This is a genomic window from Vibrio sp. Hal054 (assembly GCF_037162405.1).
GTDB lineage: Bacteria > Pseudomonadota > Gammaproteobacteria > Enterobacterales > Vibrionaceae > Vibrio > Vibrio diazotrophicus.
Genome location: NZ_JARLUT010000001.1, coordinates 1966994 through 1980430, shown reverse-complemented (window position 1 = coordinate 1980430; position 13437 = coordinate 1966994). Strand labels below are relative to the sequence as shown.

The following is a 13437-nucleotide window of genomic DNA, read 5'->3' as shown; positions in this document are numbered from 1 at the left end:
GGTATGGCGGTGAAATGTCACGAAATCCGCACTAGACCTTTGTTCGCTAACTTGGCGAGATGTCCTGAAAGTAATTGAATGAGAGTTTATGAAGGTAATCTGGAGAAAGTTCGGGAGATACGCACGAGAACTTATTGGTAAGTTCAGGTTATAATGCGGAAACAATCAAAATTATCAAAAGCTAGAAGAGTTTAAATGAGTTATCAATTTGTGAATTTAAGTTCAGTAGAGCGCAGCGAATCGCCTGCTTTTATCGAAGGTGTTGTTCTGGCTGCAAACTTAGCAACAAAGCCTTTAGATCCTGAAACATGGTTAAGTTCAGTATTTGGCGACCAAGCTGAAACTTTAAAGACTCTGATTACCGATCAAATCAATGCTCAATATCACGAGCTTAAGCTCAACGAATATGGTTTGCTCTCTATGCTCGATCAACAAGACTCTGGTTTTGACGAAGCGTTAGCGGACTTTGCTGAAGGCTTTATGACATTGTGGCCAACCATTGAGCCTTCGTGGCAAGAAGTGGCAACATCAGATGGCTCGATTCGAATGCTACAAGCTCTGCTGACAACGCTAATGCTTGCTATTGACGAAGAACAGACTCACGAGCAAATGAAACAAGCGGGTTTCACTGACCTGCCAAAACTCGAAAATATGGTGAAGCAATTGGATCTGATGATTCACGAAGTTGCTTTAGCCGCTGATGAAGCCATGATTGGTGCAAAAGCGCAGAACGTAAACCCATATAAAGATATCGGTCGCAATGAAATTTGCCCATGCGGAAGTGGAAAGAAGTTTAAGCACTGTTGCGGAAACTAAGCCTCTTTTTCAGGTTTTACAGCAGCGCTAACTTTCGTTAAAAGTGGCGAGATTCGAACTTTTTCCACACAAGGTTGACATAACAAGGAAGAATCTTAGATATAACTTCCTTACATGAATTGGCTAGGAGCCGAATAGCAATGAAAAAATGGTTAGCTCTTTTATTCTGTAGTTTCTCTGTATTGGCGACACCTAAAGAGAATTTAAGTGAGCGTCTTGCACTGACGGATGGGTTTAGCGCCAAGTTTGAACAACAAGTTATCAGCCCAGATGGCGAAATAGTAATGGATGGTAGTGGTTTAGTGGATATCGCACGTCCAAGTCTTTTCCGTTGGGAAACACTTGATCCTGACGAAAACTTACTGGTTTCTGATGGAGAATCTCTCTGGTATTACAGCCCGTTTATCGAACAAGTCACCATCTATAACCAAGAACAAGCGATGGAGCAGACACCATTTGTATTGCTTACTCGCAACCGCACCAGTGATTGGGATGCCTACAAAGTTGAACAAGATAATGATGTGTTTACCTTGACGCCGACGGCTGTTGAATCAAATCAGGGGCAATTTCAAATTACGATTGATGAAAAAGGTGTGGTAAAAGGTTTTAATGTATTAGAACAAGATGGTCAGAAAAGCCTGTTTAGTTTTAATGATGTAAAACAGCAGAAACCCGCAATGAATCGATTCACATTTGATGTTCCTGAAGGCGTGGAAGTTGATGACCAACGTAACTAACGATGGATCTAGGTAATTGGCACAGTGAGTAACTACTCTTTAGATTTTTCAGGGGACGAAGATTTTCGTCCCCTTGCTGCACGTATGCGTCCGCAAACCGTAGAACAATATATTGGTCAACAACATATATTGAGTGTCGGTAAGCCTTTGCGTAAGGCTCTGGAAGCAGGACAAATCCACTCAATGATTTTGTGGGGGCCTCCGGGTACTGGTAAAACAACGCTGGCTGAAGTTGCGGCAAATTATGCCAATGCAGAAGTGGAGCGTGTTTCGGCGGTGACCTCTGGTGTTAAAGAGATACGTCTTGCGATTGAAAAAGCTCGCGAGAATAAGCTGACTGGTCGCCGCACCATCTTGTTTGTCGACGAGGTGCACCGATTTAATAAATCGCAGCAGGATGCTTTTCTACCACATATTGAAGACGGCACTGTGACCTTTATCGGCGCTACGACCGAAAACCCTTCGTTTGAACTTAACAACGCTCTGTTATCGCGAGCACGCGTTTATAAGCTGACGTCTTTAAGTAAAGAAGAGATTCTTCAGGCGTTGGAACAAGCGGTTAATGATTCAGAGCGAGGCTTAGGCAAAACCAAAGCCGTATTTAAAGATAACGTTTTAGAGCGATTATCAGAGTTGGTGAATGGTGATGCGCGAATGTCGCTCAACTACCTTGAGCTACTTTATGACATGGCGGAAGAAGATAGTGACGGGAACAAGCTCATTACTTTAAGTCTTCTGGCTGAAGTCGCAGGAGAGAAAGTCTCCCGCTTTGATAACAAAGGTGATATTTGGTACGACTTAATCTCGGCGGTTCACAAGTCCATTCGAGGTTCAAACCCCGATGGAGCCTTGTATTGGGCTGCACGTATGATTTCTGCAGGTTGCGACCCGTTATATATTGCTCGACGTTTATTAGCGATTGCGTCTGAAGATATCGGTAATGCTGACCCGCGAGCAATGCAAGTGGCTTTGTCTGCTTGGGATTGTTTCACTCGTGTCGGGCCTGCCGAGGGCGAGCGAGCCATAGCGCAAGCGATTGTATATTTAGCCTGTGCACCCAAAAGTAATGCCGTCTATTCGGCATGGAAACAAGCATTGTCTGATGCACACAACTTGCCTGAATATGAAGTGCCTCATCATTTGCGAAATGCACCAACTAGTTTGATGAAAGATTTAGGCTATGGTGCTGAATATCGCTATGCTCACGATGAACCCGGTGCCTACGCTGCCGGAGAACGATATTTGCCACCTGAAATGACAGGAACCCGCTATTATCAGCCAACAAATCGAGGCTTAGAAACTAAGATTGGTGAAAAGTTAGATTATCTGGCGGATTTAGACGCAAAAAGCCCACAAAAGCGCTATGAAAAATAGTGTCTTTTCGTTATCTTTGACAAGTTAAAAATTCAATACGTATGGCTTGCTTAAAAAGCAAGCACTTACGTCTTTTCGATACTCAAAAGCATAGGATTAACAATGCTGGATTCTAAATTACTTCGTACAGAGCTGGATGAAACAGCTGCAAAACTGGCACGTCGCGGTTTTAAACTCGACGTCGATACAATTCGTACACTTGAAGAACAACGTAAGTCCATTCAAGTAGAAGTTGAAAATTTACAATCCTCGCGTAACTCGATCTCTAAGCAAATCGGTCAATTGATGTCTAAAGGTGATAAAGAAGGCGCTGAAGAGATCAAAAAGCAGATCGGTACATTGGGTGACGACCTTGATGCTAAAAAAGTTGAATTGGACCAAGTTCAAGCTCAGCTAGATGCGATTACACAAACACTACCAAATATCCCAGATGATTCTGTGCCAGACGGTAAAGATGAAAACGACAACGTAGAAGTTGCGCGTTGGGGCGAGCCAAAGACTTACGACTTTGAATTAAAAGATCACGTAGACCTTGGCGAAATGGGTGATGGTTTAGATTTTGCGAGTGCAACTAAAATCACTGGCGCACGTTTTATCGTAATGAAAGGCCAATTTGCGCGCCTACATCGCGCAATTGCGCAGTTCATGCTAGATCTGCATACAGAACAGCACGGTTACACTGAAATGTACGTTCCTTACCTAGTGAATGCGGACAGCCTATTTGGTACTGGTCAGCTTCCTAAGTTCGGTCAAGACTTGTTCCACACTGAGCCGCTAACTGAAAAAGTGAACGATGAAGAGCCTCGTAAGCTTTCATTGATTCCAACTGCGGAAGTGCCTGTAACAAACTTAGTGCGTGACACCATCACTGATGAAGCTGATCTTCCATTGAAGATGACGGCTCACACACCATGTTTCCGTTCTGAAGCAGGTTCATATGGTCGTGATACTCGTGGTTTGATTCGTATGCACCAGTTCGACAAAGTTGAGCTAGTACAAATCACTAAGCCTGAAGATTCTATGGCAGCGCTAGAAGAATTAACGGGTCACGCTGAGAAAGTATTACAGCTTCTTGAGCTTCCATACCGTAAAGTCGTGCTATGTACAGGTGACATGGGCTTCGGTTCTCGTAAAACATACGATTTAGAAGTATGGGTACCAGCTCAACAGACATATCGTGAGATCTCTTCATGTTCAAACATGTGGGATTTCCAAGCTCGTCGTATGCAAGCGCGTTTCCGTCGTAAGGGCGAGAAGAAACCTGAACTTGTACACACACTAAACGGTTCTGGTCTAGCGGTTGGTCGTACAATGGTTGCAATTCTTGAGAACAACCAACTTGCAGATGGTCGCATCGAAATTCCTACAGTGCTTCAGAAGTACATGGGTGGCGCGACTCATATCGGTTAATACTGATTCGCTGATCAGGCAATTACCACTAAACACCGAATTCGAAAGAGTTCGGTGTTTTTTTATGACTTTTCATCGAGACTGATTTTAAAGTATTTGCGAATAGGTTCCTGTTTTTAAACAATTAAACTTAAATAACTAGAACTGCGCCGATGCAAATTAGTTCATAAGTTTACGCTTGCTAGGCGACTCAATACCCTCTTCGGAATGTGATCTTAGTGCAAAAAGTTGCACTGATTGTGTTTTGATAAGGAGCTATTGTGAAATCACTTAGACTATCTATTCTCGCCATGTCTATTGGAGCCATTGTTGGCTGTGGTGGTGAAGATTCTTCTGGAACGGATAACAAAACCGAAGCCACTGTTTATCAGGCTGAAGTGGCCGATGAACATCTTCAAGATGCACTTGTTTGGTTGGATTTGAATCACAACTATCAATTAGATGCAGGAGAACCTAACTCATACACAGATTCTACTGGTAACGCATTATTAGATGTAGCTGCGCTCGATAATGTACCTCAAGCGTATTCACTAATTGCATCAGCAATAAAAAATCGCACAATAAACAAAACAACAGGTGAGAAAGTCAGCAAATCTTATTTGATGGTAGCGCCTGCAGGGATTCAAAGGATCTCACCAGTTTCACATCTACTCTACTCCAAGCAAGAAGCGGAAGGTTTAGCTTTTGAACAAGCGACTGCGATGATTGCGGCAATCATTGGTGAGGTTAGCGAGCAGGAGCTGTTAAATTTCCTCAACAAGCAAGAAAATAAAAAGCTTCAAGCTCTGTCTCATAGCTTAGCTAGCGTCATGCCCGAAGCTGAAACCCCATTTACACATCAGCAACTTGTTCAATCTCATCCGGTTTTGGAAAGGGCGGTTGATGCTTTTAACCATAGCGCTGTTAAAACGCTAGAAGCAGATCTCGGACTTGTTAGTGGAGAAAATCCTATATCTGCAGTGGCAGATGAAACGGTAGATCCTAATGCAAGTGAACCAAGTAACAACAAACAGACTCCCGAAGTAGGATTACAGGTGCCTAGCATTCTAGGTTCGCCGTCAATCACCGAAATTGATATTAGCAATTCTAATCAGCCTCAAGAATCAGCACCCGTAAACGCGATAATGCCAACTTTAGAAGTGGCAAGTGAGACGCCAATGGCGGAAAATCAGCTCCCAAATGAGACTCTGCAGATCTCAGAGGTCGTGACAACGGGAACAGATACTCAAGGCACGACACAGCTTCCAGAGAGTAATCCCTCTGCGCCAGACCAACCTTTAAGTACCGAACAAGGACCTCAGGACAGCACTTCATCTGGTGTTGTGACTGAGACAGAAACAACGGGAAATAGCCTTCCAAATGAAGCTCTGCAGACCTCAGAGGTCGTGACATCGGGAACAGATACTCAAGTCACGACACCGCTTCCAGAGAGTAATCTCTCTGCGCTAGACCAACCTTTAAGTACCGCACAAGGATCTCAGGACGGTACTTCATCTGGTGTTGTGACTGAAACAGAAACAACGGGAAACAGCCTCCCAAATGAAACTCCACCAACAGTAGAACTAGTAACAACAGGAACGGGTACTGAAGCGACAACACAAAATTCTCCTCCCAATAACGCTGATGTGCAGACTCTTGAAACTCTGGCCGTTACAGACTTAGGCACACTGCTTACTAGAATCTCGAAGGATCTTGTTTCAGCAGAAGAAGGAAGTGCGCAAGCTCAATCTAAGAGTTTAGACGCTTTGGCATCGGAGCTTATTTTCGGCTTACAAGCGGATGGTCGTTGGTTGGATATAGATTATGAGCGAACAAATAACTATCGATGGCCAGCAGAGCAGCATTTAAAAAGGTTGGAAACAATCGCCGCTGCGTTTCGTAAAACTAACAATCAACAATATAAGCTGGTTGCAAACAAGGCTTTAAACTTATGGTTAATCACCAAACCGGTTATGACAGGATGGTGGAGTGAGTACGGAGAGTTCCACTCACTGGCAAAGGTTGCCTTCTTATTGGGTGATGGTTTACAGGTAGACTTAAAGCAACAAGTTATCAGTCTCCTCGCTAATGCACGTAGCAAGCACCAACTGGGCTTAAATCGAGTTGACGAAGCGGTTACTAGCATATATTACGGTCTGTTGAGTCAGCAAGAATCTCTCTTGAGTACTGGTTTTGAAGAGTTAGCTCAGATAATACTAGATACGGCGATGGATAGTGAATCACCTGATTGGTCGGCATTTTTGAGTCAACAATTGCATAGTGGAAAAACTGGTGAAGAGACTTTTTATTCCATCTTGCGTTGGGCGTACAACGTAAAAGACCTTCCTTGGAAGTTCAGTGAGTACAGTGCTCAAATTTTAGCGAGCATTCTGCTTGACGGTATACGTTGGATGCAGAGCTTTGAACAGTTCGGCTCAGATGTACTCAGTGGCGAAATTAGTCAGCAAATTGAAACGACTCAGTCTGGAGCAAGTATCAGCAACTTACCTACTAGTATGGATATGGTCGCAGCACTTTTCCCCACTCGTTACGACGAGGCGATAGCCTACAAGGGCCAAGTATATAACAACCAAAATACCGGATTGAATGGCTTTAAACAGTTCTTGCTTGCTGATTCAACGGTGACTGCGACAGATAATTTCATGTTTGGCATTAAAATGGACTCAATGCGTGCCTTACCAGAAGCTGACACCAATAACGAAGCGTATTTGAAATTTTGGTTAGGACTTGGCGGTACGTCGTTAATTCAAACGGGTAAGGAATATGAGAGTCTTAATTCTGTTCTCGATTTTACTAAAATTCCTGGTGTTACTACACCGGAATATCCTCAGGCACCAACATATGATTCAGATACTTTGCGTAATATGGAATTTTATGGAGGAGCTACAAACGGCAAAGTAGGTGTTACAACCGCATCTATAAATATGAGTGCATACCGTGTCGTGGGTAGCGGTCCAACTCAGCAGTATGTTTGGACTCCATCAACGACTGTTCGAGATGAACTTTACGCCAATAAGTCTTGGTTCAGTTTTGGTGAACAGATTGTTGTACTTGGGTCTGGCATTAGTTCAACACATTTAGAACCTGTATTTACAACCATCAACCAAACAGCATTGAAAGGACCAGTAACGTTAAGCAACAGAGACAACTTAGTCATGGATAATCACAATGTCTCTGCTTATCCTTGGATACACCATGACGGCGTAGGTTATGTTTTCTGGGATAACTTAGATCGATATGCGGTGATTAAAAAACGGAACGCTACTAATGTTGATGGTACTTCAATAAGCAAAGATGTCTTTACTTTAACTATCCCGCATGGTTCTGAACCTAAGGACAAGTCGTATCAATATATTATTTTGCCGAACATAGATGTCCAGAAAACGTCTGAGTACCAACAGAATATACCGGTCAAAGTACTGTCCAACACAAGGGGGATTCATGCTGTTGAAGATACGAGAAAAAACATTATTAGTGCAGTATTCTTCGTTGCTAGTGAGTTAGAAGTATCTCCAGAATTTAAACTGAAGGTCGATTCTCCATGTATTGTGATGCTGGATAGAAGTGGTATTAATACGAAGGTAACAGTGTCCACTCCGGCTATAGCCTATAGAGGTATCAACATTACAATTACGGCCAACGGTGTGGCGAAAACTCAACGGATTGTAACACCGGGTGGTGAACAAGCGGGCAGTAGTGTTTCATTTGAGTTTGAATCAATTCAGGATTACTACGCAATAGATGATCCTAAAGCGTCTAAGGCGTATACGACTTACTTACCAGTTGAGGACGTGTTTGTTCAAGGTGGTGCTAACGCAACAACCCAATACGGCTTACTTGGTTACATGCAACTGAAAAATGGTACAGCGGATCATAAGCGCCAAAGTCTAATTCGGTATGATTTATCAAGAGTTAACAACCAACTAGTAAGTAAAGCAACCCTAAGATTGTTTGTTCGGGGCATCAGAAGTGATGGAGCACTCAAGCGCTCAATCGTCGCAAGATTAGTCAACACAGCCGATTGGAATGAGCACAACACAACCTATAGTACATTCCCTAAAGTGACGATGATCAAAGAGTCTCCCCCGACTTATTTAGGTAAAGAGGCACAAGGGCAATGGATTGATATCGATGTGACAGATTTGATTCGTGCCATTCAACCAGATCAGAATGATAACCTAGTGTTTGAGCTCATTGACTTAACGCAAGATTACTTTGATGACTATGTCAGTTTTGCGACTAAAGAATTTGGCTATAAAGGCCCGCAGTTAATTTTGGAATAAGTCGTAAGCAACAACAAGGTGGATACTTCTTTGGGGGTAGTGTGTTCGTTACTGTTTGGCGCAGGCTTGCACACTGTTAGTGCGTAATCAGCGAACTTCAATTAGTTAACATTATGATTTATAGCGATATTTGTGTTGGCATTCGTATTGCTATAACAAGTCTAAGCAAATCTGATTAAAGTTAACCGTTATAGGCAAAGACGCCTTACTTCCCTGAGAAGTAAGGCGTCTTTTTATTTGTCATAAGGAAGTGATGATGGCAGTAAACAAAATTCAAACGACATGCCCATACTGCGGTGTCGGCTGTGGTGTGGTGGCGAATAAAGATTCAATTGTGGGTGATAAGCAACATCCTGCCAATCAGGGCGCTCTATGTGTCAAAGGCTCAGCACTAAAAGAGAGCTTAGCAATGCCATCCCGTCTCCTTTATCCCAAGATGCAAGGAAAAGAGATTTCTTGGGATCAGGCGAGTGATGAGATTGCACAAAGAATCCATCAAGCAATAGAGAAGCACGGTCCAGACTCTGTGGCGATGTATGTTTCTGGGCAAATACTGACAGAAGATTACTACGTGGCGAATAAGCTAATGAAGGGGTATGTTGGTAGTGCAAATATAGATACCAATTCACGACTATGTATGTCCTCTGCTGTGGCGGCACATGTGCGCGCTTTTGGAGAAGATGTCGTCCCGGCAAATTACGAAGACATTGCTCATGCTGATTTACTTGTCCTGATTGGTGCCAATACTGCATGGACTCACCCAGTACTGTTTAAGCGAATTCAACAAGCTCGTGAAAACAATCCTGATTTGAAACTGGTGGTCATCGACCCAAGAAATACGGTTACCGCTGAACAAGCAGACTTGCACCTTGCAATCGAAAATGATGGTGACGTCTTGCTCTACAACGGTTTGCTCCGTTTCCTGATAGACCAGAATGCGCTGGATGAAGGTTTTATTGATGCTTCAACAGAAGGCTTTTCTGAGCTGGAAGAAGAAGTGAAGTCGGATCAATACCGGTTAGAAAATGTGGCTCGCGCTTTAAATTTAACCCTCAATGAAGTGACGACTTTTTATCGTTGGTTTAGTCATAAACCAAAAGCATTGACTCTGTTTTGTCAGGGTATCAATCAGTCTGAATCTGGTGTCGATAAAGGCAACGCAATTATCAATGCACACCTTGCCAGCGGAAAAATCGGCAAACAAGGATGTGGGCCATTCTCCCTTACCGGACAACCTAATGCGATGGGCGGTAGAGAAGTCGGTGGGCTAGCAAACCAGCTCGCGGTGCATCGTGGTTTTGACACTGAATCGGTACGTTTAGTCAAAGAATATTGGCAATCACCATCGATTGCCGCCAAACCCGGCCTCAAGGCTGTTGATCTGTTTGAAGCTGTCGAAGCGGGGAAAATCAAGGTGCTGTGGATTATGGCAACCAACCCCGTTGTTTCGTTACCGAATAGCGACCAAGTTCGCCGAGCATTGAAAGGTTGTGACTTTGTGGTGGTGTCTGACATTACTGAACACAGTGATGTGGCAGAGTACGCTGACCTCGTATTACCAGCCGCAGGTTGGGGCGAAAAACAGGGGATGGTGACGAACTCTGAGCGTCGTATGTCTCGTCAGCGCGCGTTTCTACCGGCACCGGGAGAAGCAAAACCTGATTGGTGGGCGGTGACTCAAGTAGGGAAAAAACTGTGCTCAAAGTTGAACTGTGAATCTGGATTTGAGTTCGACAGTGAAGCGGCTGTTTTTCGTGAGTTCGCGGGTCTCAGCGCTATCAACACTAATTCAAATTATATGTTCAACCTCTCTAAATTCGCTTCTATAAGCGATGAAGAATATGCGAACTGGCAACCGACGCAGTGGCCGTTAGAAAAAGAAGCGCCTTACCGTGATGGCGTGTTTTCTACCCCTTCGGGTAAAGCCCAATTTGTTGCGGTAACCGCACCTTCGACTGTGATGAATGGCTGGTGGCTCAACACCGGTAGATTGCGTGATCAGTGGCATACCATGACGCGAACAGGTCATATCGCAAAACTCGCTGCGGGAGAAGTTGAGCCAACGATTTATGTCAACAAACTCAGCGCAGAAACGATAGGGCTACAAGAAGGTTACAGCGCTGCGATACGGGGTATCTCGGATGAATCCGATTCGTGTATTTTTGCCAAGGTGAAATTTGATGACGGGCTCAGCGGTAAACAGCTATTTATGTCGATGCATTGGGCGGGGCGTTATGGCGGACAGTCTCAAGTTAACCGAACGGTTTCAAGTGTGGTCGATCCTATTTCAGGTCAGCCTGCATTCAAATCTTCAAACGTGCATATTGCTGCCGTGCAGATGCAAAGCTATGGCATCTATGTTGGGCAGGAGAGAGATTTACCCAGTTGCGATTACAGTAGCTATCAACTGGATGACAATGCTGCTGTTACACGTTTTGCCAACCTTACTAAATTGGATAAATCGATGTTTTCTGTCGGTCAAGGAGAAAAGGTTTTCCGTTGGGATCTGCCACAAGGCTGGATGATGGTGATAGGCCGTCAAACTGGCAATCATCAGCAGATGACGGTTACGGGTGTGTTGCTCATTTCTCCACAACCACTGGAGCAAGATTACACGGCAATCACAGCCTTAATCGGCAAGCCACTAAGCTTGAGCTCTATTATCTCGATTGCGGGAGAAAAGGCGCAAAGTCAGCTGGTATGCAGCTGCTTTAGAGTGACTGATAAGCAGATTCAAACCGCCATAGAAGAGGACGGGTGTGTATCGTTAAATCAGCTCCAATCCAAACTGAAATGTGGCTCGAATTGCGGCTCATGCCTGCCGGAAGTCAACAAAATTCTTAAAAGCTATCAGACGATTGCTGTGAGCAAGGCATAAGGAATTTGCTATGAAAATGAGATCAAATACGACTGCTCAAGCACGAGAAAGCTTTACTGTTCATGAGCGACATTATTGTGATACACCTAATTTGTCGCGCCGCAGTCCTTCGAATGGAAAACAAGGTTTTGTCTATTTAGTTGGTGCAGGGCCAAACGACCCTGATTTATTGACGGTGAAAGCATTGAAAGTCATTCAAACCGCTGATGTTGTGGTGTATGACCGCTTAGTTGGACGCGAGATACTCGACCTTGTTAATCCCGATGCAGAAATGGTCTACGTGGGTAAACGGTGTGGATTGCCAAGCCTTAAACAGGAGGAAACCAACCGCTTGCTGGTGGAATTTGCACAGAAAGGACTGCAAGTTGTGCGTTTAAAGGGTGGTGATCCGTTCATTTTCGGCCGTGGGGGGAAGAAGCACTGGAATTGGTTAAGCACAATATCGCTTATCAAGTGATTCCGGGGATTACTGCGGCTATCGGTTGCTCTTCAAGCGCTCTGATCCCTTTGACTCATAGACAAGTCTCTCGCAGTGTTACACTGATTACAGGTCAAGTGGTCACCGGAGCTCTTCCTGCATGGGCGGGTCTGGTGGCTAGCGGTCAAACGCTGGTTTTTTATATGGGACTGGAGAATGCGAGTTCGATACAAGAAGGATTAATTCAGCATGGTCTATCGGTGGACACTCCTGTTGCTGTGGTTGGACAAGGCTGCTCAGTCAATCAAACGGTTGTTACCTTTGAGCTTCATCAGCTCACACAAACAGCAAATGATCTAAAAGGACTAAGTCCAGCATTGATTATTATGGGCGATGTGGTCAAGCTTAGAGAACAGTTAATTCAAACCGCACAAGCGACACGTTTTGAAGCGGAGTCTGCGCATCTATAAGCTTTATTTGTAAGCGATGAGGTTGTCATGAGCATAATAAAAGAGTGTATTCGAACAGTAGGACGAGGGGAGCGAGGACGAAAATCGCTCACATTTGATCAAGCATTTCAGGTAATGGATGAGTACCTCAATGGTGAGTGCGATGATGATCAAATGGCGATGCTTTTAATGCTGATTCGAGTTCAAAATGAAACCAATGACGAAATCGCTGGTTTTGTAAAAGCATTCCAATCGCGTGTTCCTAATCTTGGCGCTGATATCGACTGGCCATGCTACGCGGGAAAACGTGCAACCGCTGGTAAACCTTGGCATCTTTTGGCGGCGAAAATCCTCGCCGATAACGGTTTTAAAGTGCTGCTTCATGGTTATAACGATAAGCCAGCTTCACGTGAACATGCTGAAGACTATCTGCCTGCACTCGGCATTCCTATGGCGTCAAACACGGAACACGCACAACTGCTATTGCAGACAGGAAGCATTGCTTATTTGCCTCTGAATGCTTTCGCGCCACAAGCAGAGTTAATGATCAGTTGGAAAAACCGCTATGGGTTAAGAACTCCCATTAATACCGTGGTTCGAGCGCTCAATCCCGGTGGAGGCAAAATCGGGATTCGCGGTAGTTTTCATCCCGGTTTCCAACAGCTGCATGCAGAAGTCGAACATGTCATCGGTAAAACGTCACACGCGGTTATCTCATTTAAAGGGGTGTCTGGGGAATCGGAATACAACCCTAAAGTCAGCCAAACCGTTTGGCTGAGCCAGCCTTCAGGCGTAGAGTCTTTTTATTGGCCAGAACAGTACGTTTCAGAAATTGAAACGGTGGCGAACTGCCCTATGAATACGCCACAAGAAGACCTGCAGATGATGGCAAATACCGTGGTATCGACCATGGCTGCCGTACTGTTTGCGCAGTGCCATAACAGAGAAAAGGCGTATGAAGCCGCATATATGTTCTGGAAAGCGCACGTGCTTAATCATTAATCTGTGTTTTGCTTGTTTAAATATACCTATAAAGTAGTAATAATTTAAAGTAATCAATTATAACTATTTG

7 protein-coding genes and 1 pseudogene are annotated in these 13437 nt (G+C 44.3%); all 8 read left to right on the top strand.

Annotated features, from left to right (window positions below):
* Window positions 1-195 precede the first annotated feature (195 nt).
* The 8 genes and pseudogenes from P4S58_RS09155 (at window position 196) to P4S58_RS09120 (ending at window position 13367) form a co-directional block, all read left to right on the top strand.
* On the top strand, window positions 196-816 hold the full coding sequence (locus tag P4S58_RS09155; RefSeq protein ID WP_102952941.1) for an SEC-C metal-binding domain-containing protein: 621 nt from the start codon (window positions 196-198) through the stop codon (window positions 814-816).
* A 140-nt stretch (window positions 817-956) separates the two neighbouring features.
* Entirely contained in the window at window positions 957-1553 is a 597-nt protein-coding gene (gene lolA / locus P4S58_RS09150) for an outer membrane lipoprotein chaperone LolA (protein ID WP_102952942.1), read from the top strand.
* A 24-nt stretch (window positions 1554-1577) separates the two neighbouring features.
* Entirely contained in the window at window positions 1578-2927 is a 1350-nt protein-coding gene (locus P4S58_RS09145; RefSeq protein WP_337163710.1) for a replication-associated recombination protein A, read from the top strand.
* A 102-nt stretch (window positions 2928-3029) separates the two neighbouring features.
* Window positions 3030-4337 carry a serine--tRNA ligase gene (gene serS, locus P4S58_RS09140; protein WP_042481870.1) on the top strand — a complete coding sequence of 436 codons (1308 nt, stop codon included), beginning with the start codon at window positions 3030-3032 and terminating at the stop codon, window positions 4335-4337.
* A 260-nt stretch (window positions 4338-4597) separates the two neighbouring features.
* Entirely contained in the window at window positions 4598-8620 is a 4023-nt protein-coding gene (locus tag P4S58_RS09135; protein WP_337163707.1) for a polysaccharide lyase family 8 super-sandwich domain-containing protein, read from the top strand.
* A gap of 256 nt (window positions 8621-8876) precedes the next feature.
* Window positions 8877-11498, top strand: a complete 2622-nt coding sequence (locus P4S58_RS09130) for a nitrate reductase (RefSeq protein ID WP_443089009.1) — start codon at window positions 8877-8879, stop codon at window positions 11496-11498.
* 16 nt (window positions 11499-11514) lie between these two features.
* Window positions 11515-12386: pseudogene (gene cobA, locus P4S58_RS09125) on the top strand (uroporphyrinogen-III C-methyltransferase).
* Window positions 12387-12413: 27 nt separating this feature from the next.
* Window positions 12414-13367 carry a glycosyl transferase family protein gene (locus P4S58_RS09120; RefSeq protein ID WP_337163703.1) on the top strand — a complete coding sequence of 318 codons (954 nt, stop codon included), beginning with the start codon at window positions 12414-12416 and terminating at the stop codon, window positions 13365-13367.
* Window positions 13368-13437 lie beyond the last annotated feature (70 nt).